Source organism: Pseudomonas frederiksbergensis (assembly GCF_001952935.1).
Taxonomy (GTDB): domain Bacteria; phylum Pseudomonadota; class Gammaproteobacteria; order Pseudomonadales; family Pseudomonadaceae; genus Aquipseudomonas; species Aquipseudomonas frederiksbergensis.
On record NZ_CP018319.1, the window covers coordinates 4,333,337 to 4,350,181 of the forward strand.

Annotated in this window: 17 protein-coding genes and 1 pseudogene; 13 read left to right on the forward strand and 5 right to left on the reverse strand. The window is 60.8% G+C overall.

Features of this window, described 5'->3' with window-relative positions; genetic code table 11:
• Nucleotides 1-164: 164 nt before the first annotated feature.
• The 3 genes from kdpC to PFAS1_RS20215 all read left to right on the forward strand — a co-directional run bounded on the left by kdpC (nucleotide 165) and on the right by PFAS1_RS20215 (nucleotide 4,259).
• Entirely contained in the window at nucleotides 165-710 is a 546-nt protein-coding gene (kdpC, locus tag PFAS1_RS20205) for a potassium-transporting ATPase subunit KdpC (RefSeq protein WP_076030292.1), read from the forward strand.
• 136 nt (nucleotides 711-846) lie between these two features.
• Nucleotides 847-3,492 (forward strand): sensor histidine kinase, encoded by a 2,646-nt coding sequence (locus tag PFAS1_RS20210; RefSeq protein WP_076030293.1) that lies wholly within the window; start codon nucleotides 847-849, stop codon nucleotides 3,490-3,492.
• Nucleotides 3,493-3,560: 68 nt separating this feature from the next.
• Nucleotides 3,561-4,259, forward strand: a complete 699-nt coding sequence (locus PFAS1_RS20215) for a response regulator (protein ID WP_076030294.1) — start codon at nucleotides 3,561-3,563, stop codon at nucleotides 4,257-4,259.
• Nucleotides 4,260-4,525: 266 nt separating this feature from the next.
• Here PFAS1_RS20215 and PFAS1_RS30440 read toward each other — a convergent pair.
• Both PFAS1_RS30440 and PFAS1_RS20225 read right to left on the reverse strand, forming a co-directional pair.
• A pseudogene (locus PFAS1_RS30440) lies at nucleotides 4,526-4,624 on the reverse strand (hypothetical protein); the annotation flags it as partial.
• 200 nt (nucleotides 4,625-4,824) lie between these two features.
• Nucleotides 4,825-5,865 carry a patatin-like phospholipase family protein gene (locus PFAS1_RS20225; RefSeq protein WP_074874839.1) on the reverse strand — a complete coding sequence of 347 codons (1,041 nt, stop codon included), beginning with the start codon at nucleotides 5,863-5,865 and terminating at the stop codon, nucleotides 4,825-4,827.
• A gap of 222 nt (nucleotides 5,866-6,087) precedes the next feature.
• Between PFAS1_RS20225 and PFAS1_RS20230 the strand changes: the two genes are divergently transcribed.
• From PFAS1_RS20230 to PFAS1_RS20240, 3 genes are all read left to right on the forward strand, one after another.
• The gene (locus PFAS1_RS20230) at nucleotides 6,088-6,366 is read left to right on the forward strand and encodes a hypothetical protein (RefSeq protein WP_052964059.1); all 279 of its coding nucleotides are present in this window, start codon (nucleotides 6,088-6,090) and stop codon (nucleotides 6,364-6,366) included.
• Between the two features lie 88 nt (nucleotides 6,367-6,454).
• Nucleotides 6,455-7,213 carry a CHAD domain-containing protein gene (locus PFAS1_RS20235; RefSeq protein WP_076030295.1) on the forward strand — a complete coding sequence of 253 codons (759 nt, stop codon included), beginning with the start codon at nucleotides 6,455-6,457 and terminating at the stop codon, nucleotides 7,211-7,213.
• Nucleotides 7,214-7,452: 239 nt separating this feature from the next.
• Nucleotides 7,453-8,250, forward strand: a complete 798-nt coding sequence (locus PFAS1_RS20240) for an acyl-CoA thioesterase (protein ID WP_074874843.1) — start codon at nucleotides 7,453-7,455, stop codon at nucleotides 8,248-8,250.
• On the opposite strand, the gene PFAS1_RS20245 is transcribed toward PFAS1_RS20240, so the two are convergent.
• Nucleotides 8,251-8,598 (reverse strand): Mpo1-like protein, encoded by a 348-nt coding sequence (locus PFAS1_RS20245; RefSeq protein ID WP_076030296.1) that lies wholly within the window; start codon nucleotides 8,596-8,598, stop codon nucleotides 8,251-8,253.
• Nucleotides 8,599-8,823: 225 nt separating this feature from the next.
• On the reverse strand, nucleotides 8,824-10,305 hold the full coding sequence (locus tag PFAS1_RS20255) for a methyl-accepting chemotaxis protein (RefSeq protein WP_076030298.1): 1,482 nt from the start codon (nucleotides 10,303-10,305) through the stop codon (nucleotides 8,824-8,826).
• Between the two features lie 178 nt (nucleotides 10,306-10,483).
• On the opposite strand from PFAS1_RS20255, the gene PFAS1_RS20260 reads away from it, so the two are divergent.
• The 7 genes from PFAS1_RS20260 (at nucleotide 10,484) to PFAS1_RS20290 (ending at nucleotide 15,812) form a co-directional block, all read left to right on the forward strand.
• On the forward strand, nucleotides 10,484-11,014 hold the full coding sequence (locus PFAS1_RS20260; RefSeq protein ID WP_076030299.1) for a hypothetical protein: 531 nt from the start codon (nucleotides 10,484-10,486) through the stop codon (nucleotides 11,012-11,014).
• Between the two features lie 64 nt (nucleotides 11,015-11,078).
• Nucleotides 11,079-11,270, forward strand: a complete 192-nt coding sequence (locus PFAS1_RS20265; RefSeq protein WP_008148797.1) for a PLDc N-terminal domain-containing protein — start codon at nucleotides 11,079-11,081, stop codon at nucleotides 11,268-11,270.
• Between the two features lie 172 nt (nucleotides 11,271-11,442).
• A complete protein-coding gene (locus PFAS1_RS20270) occupies nucleotides 11,443-11,676 on the forward strand; it encodes a hypothetical protein (RefSeq protein ID WP_008148802.1) in 234 nt (77 codons plus the stop codon).
• A gap of 213 nt (nucleotides 11,677-11,889) precedes the next feature.
• The gene (locus tag PFAS1_RS20275; protein WP_008148805.1) at nucleotides 11,890-12,231 is read left to right on the forward strand and encodes a ribonuclease E inhibitor RraB; all 342 of its coding nucleotides are present in this window, start codon (nucleotides 11,890-11,892) and stop codon (nucleotides 12,229-12,231) included.
• Nucleotides 12,232-12,633: 402 nt separating this feature from the next.
• Nucleotides 12,634-14,043, forward strand: coding sequence for a circularly permuted type 2 ATP-grasp protein (locus tag PFAS1_RS20280; RefSeq protein ID WP_007902187.1), 1,410 nt, complete (start codon nucleotides 12,634-12,636; stop codon nucleotides 14,041-14,043).
• A 12-nt stretch (nucleotides 14,044-14,055) separates the two neighbouring features.
• Nucleotides 14,056-15,006, forward strand: coding sequence for an alpha-E domain-containing protein (locus PFAS1_RS20285; RefSeq protein ID WP_033055742.1), 951 nt, complete (start codon nucleotides 14,056-14,058; stop codon nucleotides 15,004-15,006).
• A complete protein-coding gene (locus PFAS1_RS20290; RefSeq protein WP_074874856.1) occupies nucleotides 15,003-15,812 on the forward strand; it encodes a transglutaminase family protein in 810 nt (269 codons plus the stop codon). Before PFAS1_RS20285 ends, PFAS1_RS20290 begins: the two co-directional genes overlap by 4 nt.
• 140 nt (nucleotides 15,813-15,952) lie before the next feature.
• On the opposite strand, the gene PFAS1_RS20295 is transcribed toward PFAS1_RS20290, so the two are convergent.
• The gene (locus PFAS1_RS20295; RefSeq protein ID WP_076030300.1) at nucleotides 15,953-16,774 is read right to left on the reverse strand and encodes a c-type cytochrome; all 822 of its coding nucleotides are present in this window, start codon (nucleotides 16,772-16,774) and stop codon (nucleotides 15,953-15,955) included.
• Between the last annotated feature and the right edge of the window lie 71 nt (nucleotides 16,775-16,845).

The window sequence follows — 16,845 nt, forward strand, 5'->3', positions numbered from 1 at the left end:
GAGCTTGCTCCCGCTGGGCTGCGAAGCGGCCCCCCCTCAGGCCAAAGTGTTTATTCAGGCACACTGCATTCACCGGGTTTACGACTGCTGCGCAGCCGAGCGGGAGCGAGCTCCCTCGCCACAGGTGATGTGTGTGCCTTCCTAGTCGAATCGAGGATTTTGAAATGTCCACAATGATCCGCCCGGCCCTGAGCCTGCTTGTCCTGATGACCCTGATCACCGGCGTCGCCTATCCACTGGTGGTCACCGGTGTCGCCCAGGTCGCATTCCCCGATCAAGCCAACGGCAGCCTGGTCCACGACGCCGATGGCAAGGTCCGCGGCTCGTCGCTGATCGCGCAGGATTTCGTCGGCGATACCTGGTTCCATCCACGGCCATCGGCCGGTGCCTTTGCCACGGTGTCGAGCAGTGCCAGCAACTTTTCACCGAGTAACCCGGCCCTGGCCACTCGGGTGATCGACGATGCCAACAAACTTCTGGTGCCGGGCCAGGGGCCGGTGCCATTGGCGATGGTCACCACCTCCGGCAGCGGTCTCGATCCACACTTGCCACCGGCCGCGATTGCCTATCAACTGGCGCGTGTTGCAGCGGCGCGCCATCTGCCGGTATCTACGCTTCAACAGTTGATGGATGCGCACATCGAGCAGCCCTTGGTGGGGCCGCCGGTGGTGAATGTGCTGGCGCTGAATATCGCGCTGGAAAATTTGTAGTAGACGATCGTTCCCACGCTCTGCGTGGGAATGCTTCAACGGACGCTCCGCGTTCGGCTCTGAAAGGGACGCGGAGCGTCCCGGGCTGCATTCCCACGCGGAGCGTGGGAACGATCAATGAGAGAGAACTTCAAGCATGAGTGACTCCGGCCGCGCCGACGCGCTGTTAGCAGACCTGCCCCGCGACGGCCGTGGCCGGCTCAAGGTTTTTCTCGGTGCCGCGCCCGGTGTCGGCAAGACCTACGCCATGTTGCAAGCGGCCCACACCCAACTGCGTCAGGGCGTGAAAGTCATTGCCGGCGTGGTTGAAACCCACGGTCGCGCCGAGACCGAAGCGCTGCTCGGCGGCTTGCCGCAGCAGCCGTTGGTGCGCTCGGAATACCGTGGCGTGATGCTCGAAGAAATGGACCTCGACGGCTTGCTCGCTGCCAAACCGAAACTGGTGCTGGTGGACGAACTGGCGCACAGCAACGCCCCCGGCAGTCGCCACACCAAACGTTGGCAAGACATCCAGGAACTGCTCGCGGCAGGCATCGACGTGTACACCACGGTCAACGTCCAGCACCTGGAAAGTCTTAATGACAAAGTGCGTGGCATCACCGGTGTGCAGGTTCGCGAAACCCTGCCGGACTGGGTGCTGCAAGAAGCCTACGAACTGCTGCTGATTGACCTGCCACCGCGCGAACTGCTCGAGCGTTTGCGCGATGGCAAGGTCTACGTGCCGGAGCAGGCGAGGGCGGCCATCGACGCGTTCTTCACCCAGACCAACCTCACGGCCCTGCGCGAACTGGCGATGCAAACTGCTGCCGCTCAGGTCGATGATGATTTGACTCAGGGCTATCGCCAGCTCGGCCAAGCGGCGCCCGCGGTGCGCGGTCGCCTGTTGGTCGGCGTCGATGGCGATGCACAGGCCGAGCGTCTGGTGCGTCATGCCAGTCGCGTCGCCCAGCGTCGGCATTTGCCGTGGAGCCTGGTGCATGTGGACAACGGCAGCGTGCGTGACGAGCAGTCACGGCTGCGTCTGCAAAGTGCCCAGCAATTGGCTGAACGCCTCGGCGGTGACGTGGTGCTGCTGCGTGCCGGCGAAGTGGCGAAAACCCTGATCCAGCACGCCTCCGAACGCCGCGCGAGCCTCGTGCTGGTCGGTCAGTCCCGACAACGTTTGCGCCGCCGGTTGTTCGGCGGCGGCCTGGCGTCACGGCTGCTGCGCGATGCGCGCGGACTGGAAATCAACGTCCTCGACAGCGATCACGAACGGCATCAGCCGCGTCAGCGTTCGGCGCAGGCGCTGGTGTGGTTCGACTACGCACTGGCGCTGGTGGCGACGGTGCTCGCCACCGCATTGGCCTGGGCGGTGGCGAGTGTCTTGCCGCTGCCCAATATTTCGCTGGTGTTCCTCGCCGCGGTGTTGCTGGTGGCGGTGCGCAGCAGCCTCGGCCCGGCGCTGGCCTGTGCGGCGCTATCGTTTCTTACCTATGACTTTCTGTTCATCCCGCCGAATTTCTCGTTCGCCATCCAACGCGAAGAAGACGTGCTGACCTTGCTGTTCTTCCTGCTGATGGCGGCGCTCACCGGTAACCTCGCGGCCCGCCAACGGCGGCAATTGCAGGCGCTGCGCGACACCCAGGAAGAGACCACCGAACTGCTCGACCTGTCGCGCAAACTCACCGCTGCCACCGACCGCCAGGCAGTGGTCAGCGCAGCGGCCCAGCACCTCGATGGCTGGAGTGATCTGCAACTGTGCCTGCTCAATCGAGACGGCCAGGGCGGCTGGAAAGTCGAAACCGGTGGCCCGCTGGAGTTTTCCGAAGCCGAGCGTGCTGCTGCCGATTGGGCCTGGCAACACGATCAACCGGCCGGCGCGGGCACCGGCACGTTGCCGTTCGGGCGTTGGTGGTGGTGGCCGTTGTCGGTGGAAGACGGGCCGCTGGCATTGCTCGGTGTGTGCGCCAAAGAGGGCCAGACCTTGAGCGGCCAGCGTCGGCGTTTGTTGACCGCGCTGAGCCAGCCACTGGCCCAGGCGCTGGCCCGCGCGCAATTGGCCGAAGACCTGGAAGCCGCCCGGCTGCACGGCGAAACCGAGCAACTGCGCAGTGCCTTGCTGGCCTCGGTGTCCCACGATTTGCGCACGCCGCTGACCTCCATGCGCGGCAGCATCGACAGCCTGTTGGCCCTCGGTGAGGCGATCCCGCTGGAGGATCGCCGCGAACTGCTTGAAGGCACTCGCGATGAAGCCGAGCGCCTCGATCGCTACATCCAGAACCTGCTGGACATGACCCGCCTCGGGCACGGCGCCCTGAAGCTGGCGCGGGACTGGGTGTCGCCGGCCGACATCGTCGGCAGTTCGCTCAATCGTCTGCGCGCCGTGCTGGCGCCGTTGCAGGTGACCACCGAAGTGCCGCCGCAGTTGCCGCTGCTGTACGTCCACGCCGCGCTGATCGAACAGGCACTGGTCAACGTGCTGGAAAACGCCGCGCGGTTTTCACCGCCTCACGGTCGCCTGCAATTGCGCGCCGGGGCCGACGACAGTGAGCTGTTTTTTTCGGTGAGCGATGAAGGGCCGGGGATTCCTCCGGAGGATCGGGAGAAGATTTTCGACATGTTCTACACCGCCGCGCGCGGTGATCGTGGCGGGCAGGGGACCGGGCTGGGGCTGGCGATCTGTCAGGGCATGGTCGGTGCCCATGGCGGGCGGATCAGCGTCGCCGATGGCATCGAAGGGCGGGGCACCTGCATCACTTTGCACCTGCCGTTGCAGGCTCAGCCGAACTTTGAAAATTAAGAACCGAAAGTGAAGCCTGATCGCGCTTGCGTTACTCTCTTGCCACTTCTTTGTGTTGATGTGAACTCATGAGCCAGACCGCGACCATTTTGGTCATCGACGACGAACCGCAGATCCGTAAATTCCTGCGCATCAGCCTTGTTTCCCAAGGCTACAAAGTGCTGGAAGCCGGCACCGGCACCGAAGGCCTGGCCCAGGCGGCGCTGAATAAACCGGACTTGCTGGTGCTCGACCTCGGTTTGCCGGACATGGACGGCCAACAGGTGCTGCGCGAGTTTCGCGAGTGGTCGACGGTGCCGGTGTTGGTGCTCTCGGTGCGCGCCAGTGAAAGGCAGAAAGTCGAAGCGCTCGACAACGGCGCCAACGACTACGTGACCAAGCCGTTTGGCATTCAGGAGTTCCTGGCCCGGGTTCGTGCGTTGTTGCGTCAGGCTCCGGCGGGAGAAGCGCAGCAAGCGGCGCTGGCGTTCGGCCCGTTGACCGTGGATCTGGCGTATCGCCGGGTGTTGCTCGACGGCACCGAAGTCGCGCTGACCCGCAAGGAATACGCGGTGCTGGCGCAACTGGCGCGGCATCCAGGGCGGGTCATCACCCAGCAGCAATTGCTCAAGGATATCTGGGGGCCGACCCATACCGAAGACAGTCACTACCTGCGGATTGTGGTTGGGCACCTGCGCCAGAAACTGGCGGATGACCCGACTCAGCCGCGATTCATCGTCACCGAGGCTGGGGTCGGGTATCGGTTGTTGAGTGAGGACAGCCTTTAGATTTTGTGTTGAATGATCCGGCCCCATCGCGATCAATTCCGGTGTCTTGTAAAACTCGAAAAACCGGCCTTACCTGATCGTTCCCACGCTCTGCGTGGGAATGCCGCCATGGACGCTCTGCGTCCGCTTTGGAAGTCGTGACGCAGAGCGTCACAGGATGCATTCCCACGCAGAGCGTGGGAACGATCATCGGATCGCGCGAACGACTCAGATTTTGTAGGAGCAAGGCTTGCCCGCGATGAGGCCAGATGCTTCACCCGAGAACCTCAGGAATCCCGCTCATTCTCATACCGATCCAACGTATCCCGCGCAATCTCCCGCCCCAGCGCGATCAATTCCGGCGCCTCGTGAAACTCGAAAAACCGGCTTTACCTGATCGTTCCCACGCTCTGCGTGGGAATGCCGCCATGGACGCTCTGCGTCCGCTTTGGAAGTCGTGACGCGGAGCGTCACAGGATGCATTCCCACGCAGAGCGTGGGAACGATCATCGGATCGCGCGATCGATTCAGATTCTGTAGGAGCAAGGCTTGCCCGCGATGAGGCCAGATGTTTCACCCGAGAACCTCAGGAATCCCGCTCATTCTCATACCGGTCCAGCGTATCCCGCGCAATCTCCCGCCCCAGCGCGATTAGTTCCGGCGCCTTGTAAAACTCGAAAAACCGACACACTCGCTTTGGCACGTTGATCAAAATGTCCGGCGGATAACCGGCGATCTTGTACTGCGCCAATGAGGTCTGCATCACCTCGAAACTCTGGTTGATCAGGTCCAGCAAAGACGCCGGGCCGACGTTGTCGATGATGAACGAACCGGTAGCGGACTTCGGTGCGCCGTCGCGTTCGGGGGCGGCGGCCGGTTGCTGGGCTTCGGGTTCGGCGGACTCGATCCACGGGTTGATATCGGCTGCTTCTGCCATCAACGCTTCCTTTTCCAGCAGCAGCAATTGTTCCGCCTGTTTGCGGCGGAAAGGCAATTTTGAACCGAGCGAGTTGATCAGGCTGTCGAAACGGGTCTTGAATGCCGCCGGACGCTGGATCACCGGCAGTTGATAGTGGCGCTGGTTGGTGGAGTTGAGGTTGACCGCGATGATCAGGTCGCAATGACTCGACACCACCGGCACGATCGGTAAAGGGTTGAGGATGCCGCCGTCCACCAGCATGCGGTTGCCCTGCATCACCGGGGTGAACAGGCTGGGAATCGCCGCCGAGGCGCGCATGGCCTGGTGCAGGCAGCCCTCCTGAAACCAGATTTCCTGCTGGTTGGTCAGGTCGGTGGCCACCGCCGTGTAGGGGATGCGCAAGTCTTCGATATTGATCTCGCCGACGATCTTGCGGATCTGCCCGAAAACCTTCTCCCCGCGAATCGCACCCAGACGAAAACTGACGTCCACCAGACGCAAGACGTCGAGATAATCCAGGCTTTCGATCCAGTTACGGTAATCGTCGAGTTTGCCGGCGGCATAGATCCCGCCGACCACTGCGCCCATGGAACATCCAGCGATACAGGCAATGTCGTAGCCACGCCGTTCGATTTCTTCAATGACCCCGATATGGGCGTAGCCCCGGGCTCCACCTGAGCCCAGCACCAGCGCGACACGCTTTTTCATGAATCGCCCTCGTCTGACAAGGTTCAACAATGCACCCATCGAGGCCCGCGCTTCAATCGCTAAGGTCGTTCGGCGAGGCGAGGGCGTCGTTTTTTCGACACTCTTTGGCGGCAGATGGGTATTCTCGCGAGCGCTAGAGTTTCCGAGGCGGGGCCAAGGCACTTTTCACGTGCCAGACCGTCTTAACTGCACGACTGTTTACCTATCTTTGAGGTGTGAAAAATGAAAGTCTGGATCTGTGTGCCGTTGATTGCCCTGGCACTCGCCGGTTGTGCCGGTAAAACCGCTTACCGTGACAGCTGCGGTAGCCAGCTCGACGCCGCCTGGCATGAACTGGACCTGGCCAAAGTCGAAGGCTTTGCCGGGACCGTCAGCTACTCCAAGGCGCTGTCGTTGTTGACCGGTGCCAAGACCCAGCAGCAATTCGAAGCCTATGAGGGCTGTACCAAGAAGGCCGAGAAAGCACGTTTTTACATTCGTGAGTCGCGCGCGGGACGCTGAAAACCGCTCTAAGCTCTAAGCTGCTTGCGATAAGTCAGTCGCCCCGGATTTCGGCTGGCGGCTGGCAGCTGTTTACGGAGTAACTCCCATGATTAACCGGTTGGTGGCTCATGTCCTGGGCCTGGAAGTCCGTTTGCTGGCCTGTCAGGCACGCTTGAGTGCGCGCACCGACCCTGAAGCGCTGCACGATCTGCGCACCACGGTTCGCCGTTTGCGCAGTCTGCTGCGACCATTGCGTGGTTTGCCCGGGGTCGAACAGCTGGAAGCGGCGGCGTCCCGGGTCGGCGACCTGACCACGCCATTGCGTGATCGCGAAGTGCTGGCGGCCTACCTGCTCGAGCATGATCAACCCGAGGCTGCCCATCGGCGTATGGCGCAAATGGCCGAGGCTTATCCGGCGGTCGCGACGAGTCCTGAAGTGGCGCAGGTGCTGATGATCCTCGATGCCTTTCCGCGTTTTTTGCGGGCCGCCCAACGTCAGGGCCTGGTCAAGGGCTTGCGTCAGCGCATCGAAAAACGCTTGGCCAAGCAGTGGAAAAAACTCGACGAAGCCCTGCACGATCCGGCACATGATCGCCACCGATTGCGCCTGCTGATCAAGCGCGTGCGCTATGGCATCGACGCCTATCCTGAACTGGATCGACTGCCGAAAGCGGCGATGCCGCGCTTGAAGTCCGCGCAAGGTGCCTTGGGCGATTGGCACGATTGCTTGCAATGGCTGGCCATGGCCGAGCAGGAAACCGATTTGCAGCCCTGCGTCGCAGCCTGGAAAACGGCCATGGCCAAGGCCGAAGACCGCGCCGACCGCGTCCTCGACAAACTCAGCGCTGCCTGTTTCAAATCCTGAAACCACCACATACCCCTGTGGGAGCGGGCTTGCTCGCGAAGACGCCAGCACATTCAAAACAGATGTGACTGACAGACCGCTTTCGCGAGCAAGCCCGCTCCCACAGTTGATCACTGTTGAATGTTGAATCGATGTCCGGCATGCGGCCTATCTGTCAGTCTCTTTGGCCGGAATAAGCGCTGTGCCATCCCCGCTGGCTGGTTAAGATCCCTTCGTCCTTTTCCCATACCGAGGTTTCCATGCGCTTTTCCGATCTGCTCGACGCTGTCCGCAGCCAGCCGCTGGAGCTGTCTATTCCGGCCAAATGGGCTCAGGGGCGTGCCAGTTTCGGTGGCCTGGTGGCCGCCTTGCAGTACGAAGCCATGCGCGCGAAGGTCCCGGCGGATCGTCCGGTGCGCTCGCTGTCGATCACCTTTGTCGGTCCGGTCGAGCCTGAGGTGCCGGTCAGCTTTGAAGTCGATGTGTTGCGCGAAGGGAAGGCTGTCAGCCAGGTGCTGGGTCGGGCGATGCAGAACGGCCAAGTGGTGACGTTGGTCCAGGGCAGCTTCGGCGCCTCGCGACTGTCGGAAGTGGCGGTGATCGCCGAACCGGCACCCGAGATGAAGCACTGGGACGATTGTCAGGAACTGCCGTTCATCAAAGGGGTACTCCCGGAGTTCATGCAGCATCTGGCGATGCGCTGGAGTGTCGGCGGTCTGCCGTTCACGGGCAACAAATCCCGCGAGATGGGCGGCTGGGTGCGCTTGCGCGGGGACGTGAAGGAAGAAGCGGTCAGCGAAGCGCATATTTTAGCGCTGGTTGACGCCTGGCCACCGGCCCTGATGCCGCACCTGAGTAAACCGGCGATGGGCAGCACGCAGACCTGGACCATCGAATTCGTTCAGCCGTTGCTGGAACTGAGCACGCTGGACTGGTGCAAATACCTGGTTGAAACCGAACATGCCGCTGACGGCTACGGTCATGCGGCCGCGAAATTGTGGAACGCGGATGGTCAGTTGATTGCCATGAGCCGGCAGACGGTGACGATTTTTGCCTGATCAGTGACGACGGTGGCGCTCACGCCAGGCGCGCCACCAGCCGCCGCTCAGGAAGAACCGCGGAAAGGTCAGAAATTGCTCGACCAGCAAGCGCGACACGGCATCCTTGCGATCACTGAACGGCTCGGAGGCTTGCGCCTCCAGGCGGTGACCGTGGCGTTGCAGGCCGATAAAGCCAATCGCGACATTGGTAAAACTCAGACTGAACACGCCCGAGACAATCAGCAGAAACGCCACGATGAACAGCGGCACGGCAATCAGGTGCAGCACCAGATTGGTCGGGTGCTGGTGATTGTTCGGGTACGCGCGCCATTGCCAGGCGGGAAGGTTGGGATGACGTTTGCCCATGATGCTAATCCTTGGTTCGTTGAGGCTCTTGAACAAAGAATAGGCCGGGGCAAACCAGTCGGCGAATCAAGGCTGGCTATCGAAGTGATAGGTGTCATGTTCGCAATTGATGTTGACCGGGCTGGCGCCTTCGCGAGCAAGCCCGCTTCCACAGTAAATCTCTTTTGTACCAAAAATTAATGGCCACTGAAGATCACCTGTGGGAGCCTGCTCGCGATGGGGCTCTTACAGTTTCAGCTGCCCGATAGCCTTGCTCAGTTCCCCCGCCAACGCCGCCAGCTCATTGCTGGTAGTCGCCGAATCCACGGTCTGCTGCACGGTGTTCTCGGTCACATCCCGAATGCTCACCACTGCGCGATTCATTTCTTCGGCCACGTGGCTCTGCTGCTCGGCCGCCACCGCGATCTGCGTGTTGCTTTCACGCATCTGCGCCACGGCGCTGGTGATTTCTGCCAGCGCTGCACCGGCCTCCTGAGCCTGTTGCACGCAATCGTCGGCCTTGAACGAGCTTTCCTGCATGAAATCCACCGCGTCCCGAGTCCCGGCCTGCAACGCCGAAACCATGATCGTGATCTCGTCAGTGGAGGTCTGGACACGTTTGGCCAAGTTGCGCACTTCATCGGCGACCACCGCAAAACCGCGACCCATTTCACCGGCTCGGGCCGCTTCAATCGCGGCGTTCAGCGCCAGCAGATTGGTCTGTTCGGCAATGCTGTGAATCACACTGACCACGCCGTTGATCTTCTGACTGTCCTCGGCCAGGCGCTGGATCATCTCGGCAGTTTGTTGCACTCCGCTGGACAGGCCGGCAATCGATTTCTGCACCCGACTGACCACTTCCTGCCCGCTGCCGGCCAGGGTGTCAGCGGTTTGCGAGAGGTCGCGGGTGGCGCCGGCGTGCTGGGCAATGTGATAGACCGTGGCGGTCATTTCGTTGATCGCCGTGGCGGCCTGATCGGTTTCGCTTTGCTGGCCGAGCATGCCGTGACGTACCTCGTTCATGCTCGACGCCAGCCGCGCCGCGCCGACATCCAGTTGCCGGGCGGTGCTGGCGACGGTGTTGACCACCCGCTGGTAACCGGCCTGCATGGCGTTGAAGGCATTGGCCATCTGCCCGACTTCGTCAGTGCAGGCCAGCGGCACACGGGCCGACAAGTCGCCGGTTTTCTCGACGTGGAGCATCACGTCCTTCAGCGTATTGAGTTGGCTGAGCAGGAAGCGGATCAACAATTGCGAAGCGCCGAGCATAGCCAGCATCAGGACCGCCACCGCCACGGCGTAGTTGGGAAAACGCTCGCCAAATACCTGGGCCAGGCTCGGGCCTTGGGCAATCACCGCGACCTGGTTACCCTCCGTGCGCGTAAATACTTCAGCGCCCATCAACGGGTTGTCGCCGAACAGCGGCATGGCATTGATGGCGACCCAGCCGTTGGTATCGGCCAGTTCCAGGACCGGTTGCCCGTTCAGCAACGGCGCCTGCCCGCGACTGAACGTCAGCACGTTATCGGCTTTGGGGAGCGGCTGCCCCGCGGGCCAGGCGTTGAGCAGTCGCGCCTGGGCTTGTGCCGATGCCTGAAGAGCATGGCTGCGAGCCTGTTGTTCGAGCTGTACGGCGTACAACACCAGCAGCAAGGTCGTGACGAAGGCGACGGCGTTGACCGCCCAGAATTTGTATTTCAGCGAGATATTGCTAAGCCAGGCACCCATGGAGGTCTTCTCTGATAGCGGAAACAGTTTTGGCAAGGTGCCAGTATTGTGCCGCTACTGAGGGGGCTGGATCTTGATGTGTGTCAACAATCCCGGCCCTGCTCGCGCGCAGGAATTGCCTGGCGTAATGCGCTATCCTTCGCGCCTTCAAAATTCCCTCGCTACAGGATTCCGCCCCATGAAAGCCGCACTCGTCGAACTCATCAGCAAAATAAGCTCCGGCTGCATGAGCGATGACGAAATCCTCAAAGTCGCTGACGAAGCGGCCCAGGCCTACGCCGATCCCGAGGCTTTTCTGACGGCCAATCCGGATATCAATTACGACGAAACCTTCCCGATTCCGCTGGGCGAGTGGGTCATCGTCGGCAGTCTTCCAGAGACCGTGCTGTTCCAGGCCGACACCTATGTGGACCTGTTCGCCCAGATCGTTTCCTCGTTCGGGCCCGGGGTCGATTTCAATATCAAGCCCAAGCAACTGGCCAAGACCGAAGCGCTGACCGCGCTCAATCGTATTCAGGTGCAGATGGGCAGCATGAACAAGGAAAACGGCGGTTACACGCTGATGAACTTCAGTCAGTTGCTCGACGACGAACTGCAAGTGGTGCTGGTCTACGGCAACGACGTGCCCCGCGTACTCGAGTTGTGCGCCCAAGTCGGCATCGCTGCCGCACCCTCGCTCGAAGCCCTGAAAATCGCCGTCCACGTTTAAAACACGGAACCCTCGCAAGGCCCGGCTATCCTAAGAGTGCAAACCACTCTTAGGGAGCGACACCATGGGTTCCACGTTCAACGGTCTGATTGGCCTGATTATTCTTGCCCTGGATATCTGGGCAATCATCAACGTGCTCAAAAGTGGTGCCGACACAGGGATGAAAATCATCTGGGTGCTGCTGATCCTGCTGCTGCCAGTGCTGGGCCTGATCATCTGGGCCATCGCCGGGCCACGAGGCAACGTCCGGATCTGACGGCGTCTTCAGGCGCCAAGCCAGAAAGGGCTCTCTCAGGTTGTGTGAAAACACACCGCGGACGGCCCTTTTTTCATGCTTCACTTATAGAAGGTCCCGGTTGAACGATTGGCCGGGGAAGGATGTCGAGATACATGTAAGCCCATCCATGGGTTTTATCGAGGAGGCACTGATGCAAAAGTGGAAAGTCACTTTCGTTGATGATCACGGTGAACAAGTTGACGAGGTGTTCGAGAGCGATGAATGCCCGAACAACGAACAAGCCGCGAAGCTCATTCGCGCCCGCTGTCTGCCTGTGGCTGCCGAACTGGACCTCAACGATCTGGAAGGGCGCGCCGATGATCCGACTGTCAAAAGTCTGAAAACCCAGAACAGCATTGAAATCCTCAGCATCACGCCAATCTGAACATCTCCTGTCACATTTCTAACCAGGCCTTGGCAGTGGCTCTATCTTGAGGCTACTCTGCAACCGAGATCAGCGAACGGATCGCTAAGGTCTGGTCTTGTCAGCTACATGCTTGCTTCCCACCGGCAACGTTGTTGCCGCATCGCTCGCCCCATTCGGTTGCGAGTGCCGGGATTACGGAAAGTCTATCCATCAGTCTGAGGGGGACGTTTCATGAGCACAGCCTATCAAGAAGACATCAGCACCAGCGTGTTGCGCCGCATGAAAGAAGGCGGCTTCGACTTTTCAAGATTCCATCCCATCGAGTTCTACGCCATTTTTCCGGACGAGGAGCGGGCGCGCAGGGCGGCAGGGCATTACTGTGGTGAATCCTTGAATGCACAAATCAGCGTGCGCGATGACGGCGCGTGGTACCTGGAACTGAGCAAAGTGATGTACGCCACTTATGACGGCATCGGCGATTTCGAGCAGGATTTCGAGGCGGTGGTTGAGCCTTTGGGCGGCATCATCGAAGGATGGGGCGTCAAGCAGGAGGTACGAGGGCGACTCGCATAACTTATGAACAGTGACAACACTCAGCAACGGCTGACCTTCGGGTTGGCCGTTTTCGTTTTCGCGGTTTGAAAGACAAAAGATCGTGTTTTTGATTCATAACGTTTCAACGACGCAAAAAAAAGCCGCCTAAACAGGCGGCCAAAGGGAAGTTCGTCAAGATTTCCAGCGAATGCGCGGATTATCCGCATCGCCTCCCGGGCAGTGAAATCAACTCTGGCTATGCTGGTGATAGGCAACAACATTGCTTCGCAATGAAGCGGGGGCGATCAGGTGGGGGCATTTACCGCACAGGATTGGTGCGGTGCGTGCGATGCGATTATTCAACTGATTGATATCAAAGCGTTTATGCCGATGGCACGGGCCTTGCGAAGGCCTGCATGTCCGGGTGACAAGGAGTACGGCATGATCCGCACCTATTTTGATGAGATGTACGATGCCGGCGGCCAGGTCCGCCCGCATTATCGGGAGTTTGCCCGTTGGCTGGCCGAAACGCCTGACGAGCTTTTGGCACAACGGCGACGCGAGGCCGATCTGTTGTTTCATCGCGCCGGGATTACATTCACGCTCTATGGTGATGAGCAAGGGACAGAGCGCCTGATTCCCTTCGACACCATTCCCCGCAGCATCCCCGCCAGTGAATGGCGAGTCGTCGAGCGCGGCTGCATTCAGCGGGTCAAGGCGTTGAACATGTTCCTCGCCGACCTCTATCACGAGCAGCGCATCATCAAGGCCGGCATCATTCCGGCCGAGCAAGTGCTGGCCAACGAGCAATATCAGTTGGCGATGCAAGGGCTGGATTTGCACCGCGATATCTATTCCCACATCTCCGGTGTCGATCTGGTGCGCGATGGCGACGGCACGTACTACGTGCTCGAAGACAATCTTCGTACACCGAGCGGCGTGAGCTACATGCTCGAAGACCGCAAGATGATGATGCGATTGTTCCCCGAATTGTTCGCGGCCCAGCGCATCGCACCGATCGACCACTATCCCAACCTGTTGCTCGATACCTTGAAAAGCTCCAGCCCGATCGACAACCCGAGCGTGGTGGTGCTGACGCCGGGGCGCTTCAACAGCGCGTTTTTCGAGCATGCGTTTCTGGCCCGGGAAATGGGCGTTGAGCTGGTGGAAGGCGCGGACCTGTTCGTGCGCGATGACAAGGTGTTCATGCGCACCACGGACGGGCCGAAAGCCGTCGACGTGATCTACCGTCGCCTCGACGATGCGTTCCTTGATCCGCTGGCGTTCAACCCGGACTCGATGCTTGGCGTTCCAGGGCTGCTGTCGTCATACCGCTCCGGCAATGTCGTGCTGGCAAATGCCATCGGCACCGGGGTCGCGGACGACAAGTCGGTGTATCCCTTCGTCACGGACATGATCCGTTTCTACCTGGATGAAGAGCCGATTCTGAAGAATGTGCCGACGTGGCAGTGTCGTAATCCCTCCGAACTGTCCCACGTACTGGCCAATCTTCCGGAACTGGTGGTCAAGGAAACCCAGGGCTCCGGCGGTTACGGAATGCTGGTGGGGCCGGCGGCGACGGCGGCGGAAATCGAGTCTTTCCGCGAGCGGATCAAAGCCAAGCCCCACGCGTACATCGCGCAACCGACGTTGTCCCTGTCGACCTGTCCGACCTTTGTCGAAAACGGCATTGCTCCACGCCACATCGACCTGCGTCCGTTTGTATTGTCTGGCCGCGAAACCCGGGTTGTGCCCGGCGGTTTGACCCGTGTCGCCCTGCGCGAAGGCTCCCTGGTGGTGAATTCATCCCAGGGCGGCGGAACCAAGGACACCTGGGTGGTCGAGGATTGAAGGAAGCCTGCCATGTTAAGTAGAACTGCCTCGGATTTGTATTGGATGTCGCGTTACCTGGAGCGGGCGGAAAACCTCGCACGGATGCTCGACATCAGTTATTCGCTGTCGCTGATGCCGCAAGATGGCCGTGGTGACGGTCTGCACGAACTCGCCATGCCGTTGTTGATCACCGGCACCCTGGACGATTACCTGGAGCGCCACGGCGATCTGCATGCTGAACGGCTGCTGCATTTTTTCGCCCTGGACGCTGCCAACCCGGCGAGCATCTACAGCTGCCTCGGCGCTGCGCGAGCCAGTGCCCATGCGGTGCGTGGGCGAATCACCGCCGACATGTGGGAAAACATCAACGCCACCTGGCTGGAAATTCGCGGGATTGCCGATCAAGGCTTGAGTCGCTACGGCATGAGCCGTTTCTGCGAGTGGATCAAGGAGCGTTCCCACCTGTTCCGCGGCGCGTCCTACGGCACGATCATGCGTAACGATGCGTTCCGCTTTATTCGCCTGGGGACGTTTATCGAAAGGGCCGACAACACGTTGCGCCTGCTCGACGCCCGTTACGAAATGGCTGGCGATCAGGCTGAGGCGGTCAGTGACGGCACCGCTCACGCCTATTACCAGTGGAGCGCCTTGCTGCGGGCATTGTCCTCGTTCGAGGCCTACACCGAGATCTACCGCGACGCACCCGGCGCCCGGCATGTGGCCGAGTTGCTGTTGCTGCGTGCCGACGTGCCGCGTTCATTGCGCGCCTGCACCGAAGAAATCGACCAGATCCTCGCCCAGCTGCCGGGGGCCAACGGCCGTCCCGCGCAACGCCTGGCGGCGGAAATGGACGCACGCCTGCGCTACACCGGCATCACCGAAATTCTCGACGAAGGCCTGCACGCCTGGCTGACCGAGTTCATCCCGCTGGTGCGCCAGTTGGGTAACGCCATACACAGTTCCTACCTGGAGGCTGCATGAGACTTTCCATTAGCCACGAGACCACCTATCACTATGAAGATCAGGTGCGGGCGAGCATCCAGTATCTGCGACTGACCCCCCACGACAGCGAGCGCCAGCACGTGCTCAGTTGGCAGCTCGACTTGCCGCGCCCGGTGCGCGCGCAACTCGATCCGTTCGGCAACATCCTGCACGTGCTGACCATGGACGAGCCCCACGAGGCGATCATCATCGGCGCCCGGGGCCAGGTGGACATCGACGAATTGCGCGAGGCGGAGCATGAGAGCCAGTCGGCGCTGCCGTTCCTGCGTTTCACGCGCCTGACCGAAGCCGACGAAGCCCTGCGTGCGTTCGCCGAGAAGGCGTGCAAGCAACGCCGGGATCGCACGGCGCTGATCGACTTGATGCATGGCCTCAACCAGCACATGACCTACACGCCGGGCTCCACCGAAGTGGATACCAGTGCCGCGCAGGCCTTCGCCGGGCGTTCGGGCGTCTGTCAGGACCATACCCACGCGTTTCTCGCCTGCGCTCGCAGCCTGGGCATTCCTTCGCGTTATGTGTCGGGCTATTTGTACAGCGAGAATAGCGAACACCTGGCCAGTCACGCCTGGGCGGAAGCCTGGCTGGATGACGCCTGGTACAGCTTCGACGTGACCAATGAACTGGCGCGGCCCGAGCGTCATCTGAAACTGGCGGTGGGCCTGGATTACCTGGATGCCTGCCCGGTGCGTGGCATGCGGCGTGGCGGTGGTTGCGAGCAGATGCATGCGAAGGTGTTTGTCTCGCCGACGCCAGCGCCGGTGATCTCCGTCCAACAGCAGTAACCTACCACCGATCGTTCCCACGCTCTGCGTGGGAATGCCTCCACGGACGCTCCGCGTTCGGCTTTGAATGTGACGCAGAGCGTCACGGGCTGCATTCCCACGCGGAGCGTGGGAACGATCACTGACAGGGAGGGATGTCTTCAGGGCTTCGTCTTGCGCCCAGCCATGTGCTTCAAATACCCCACCAACCTCTCCAGATCCTCGTCCGGCAACACCGACGCCGAGAACCCGGGCATCTTCGCCTGAGGCCACTGGCGCAAGCTCTGCGGATCACGAATGTAGCGCTTGAGGAAATCCGCGCCGAAGTACTCGGTCGGGTTAAACGGAATGTTCAGGTCAGGCCCAAACTGCGCATCCCCAGCGCCGTTCAATCGGTGACACGCCAGGCAATTCTTCTGAAACAGCGCAAAGCCCTTGTTCACCGGATCGTCAGCCTTCAACGCCGGATCGGGCCGCAGGGCAGGGAAGCGCTCGGCCACCGGCGCCATGCGCTTGATGCTCGTGACTTGAAAGGGCCATTGTTCGGGGCTGATGTCGCCCGCCTGCGGATCGGTCCAGACCAGATAGAACGGCCCGGCGCCGGGTTTGGCTTCCGACAGCGGTGGCCACGGCTTGGCGGGATCTTCAATCGCCAACCAGGCGCGCGCACCCTGGGAATTGAGCAACGGTGCGGCTGACAGTTCTGCGGCAAAACCATCCAGGGCTACCGCCTGTAAATGGTCTTCAGGCTTGATGCCCGTCAACAACGCAGCCACCGGAACAGCGCGATAGCTCATGTCCCGTTTGTAGGAAACGTCGTTGTTGATGGTGATGGTCTGAGCCTGAGGATGCTTGAGCAACTCCTCGGTTTGCCAGGTGCGACTGCTCGCGCCCAGCTCAAGGTTCAGCTGTGCGGCAGACAGGGGCGTGCTGAGCAGCAAGGCCCCGAACACAATGAGCGTTTTCAAATGATCGCCGTCCATGTCGTGGAAGTGCCGCAAAGGTTGGCACACTCACGCTGACCCGGGTAGCGAGCCAGTCACATTTTTAGAGG

Bases quoted from the DNA above. Each gene is read 5' to 3' on its own strand.
- kdpC (WP_076030292.1), top strand. From the start codon at position 165: ATGTCCACAATGATCCGCCCGGCCCTGAGCCTGCTTGTCCTGATGACC.
- PFAS1_RS20210 (WP_076030293.1), top strand. From the start codon at position 847: ATGAGTGACTCCGGCCGCGCCGACGCGCTGTTAGCAGACCTGCCCCGC.
- PFAS1_RS20215 (WP_076030294.1), top strand. From the start codon at position 3,561: ATGAGCCAGACCGCGACCATTTTGGTCATCGACGACGAACCGCAGATC.
- PFAS1_RS20225 (WP_074874839.1), bottom strand. From the start codon at position 5,865: ATGAAAAAGCGTGTCGCGCTGGTGCTGGGCTCAGGTGGAGCCCGGGGC.
- PFAS1_RS20230 (WP_052964059.1), top strand. From the start codon at position 6,088: ATGAAAGTCTGGATCTGTGTGCCGTTGATTGCCCTGGCACTCGCCGGT.
- PFAS1_RS20235 (WP_076030295.1), top strand. From the start codon at position 6,455: ATGATTAACCGGTTGGTGGCTCATGTCCTGGGCCTGGAAGTCCGTTTG.
- PFAS1_RS20240 (WP_074874843.1), top strand. From the start codon at position 7,453: ATGCGCTTTTCCGATCTGCTCGACGCTGTCCGCAGCCAGCCGCTGGAG.
- PFAS1_RS20245 (WP_076030296.1), bottom strand. From the start codon at position 8,598: ATGGGCAAACGTCATCCCAACCTTCCCGCCTGGCAATGGCGCGCGTAC.
- PFAS1_RS20255 (WP_076030298.1), bottom strand. From the start codon at position 10,305: ATGGGTGCCTGGCTTAGCAATATCTCGCTGAAATACAAATTCTGGGCG.
- PFAS1_RS20260 (WP_076030299.1), top strand. From the start codon at position 10,484: ATGAAAGCCGCACTCGTCGAACTCATCAGCAAAATAAGCTCCGGCTGC.
- PFAS1_RS20265 (WP_008148797.1), top strand. From the start codon at position 11,079: ATGGGTTCCACGTTCAACGGTCTGATTGGCCTGATTATTCTTGCCCTG.
- PFAS1_RS20270 (WP_008148802.1), top strand. From the start codon at position 11,443: ATGCAAAAGTGGAAAGTCACTTTCGTTGATGATCACGGTGAACAAGTT.
- PFAS1_RS20275 (WP_008148805.1), top strand. From the start codon at position 11,890: ATGAGCACAGCCTATCAAGAAGACATCAGCACCAGCGTGTTGCGCCGC.
- PFAS1_RS20280 (WP_007902187.1), top strand. From the start codon at position 12,634: ATGATCCGCACCTATTTTGATGAGATGTACGATGCCGGCGGCCAGGTC.
- PFAS1_RS20285 (WP_033055742.1), top strand. From the start codon at position 14,056: ATGTTAAGTAGAACTGCCTCGGATTTGTATTGGATGTCGCGTTACCTG.
- PFAS1_RS20290 (WP_074874856.1), top strand. From the start codon at position 15,003: ATGAGACTTTCCATTAGCCACGAGACCACCTATCACTATGAAGATCAG.
- PFAS1_RS20295 (WP_076030300.1), bottom strand. From the start codon at position 16,774: ATGGACGGCGATCATTTGAAAACGCTCATTGTGTTCGGGGCCTTGCTG.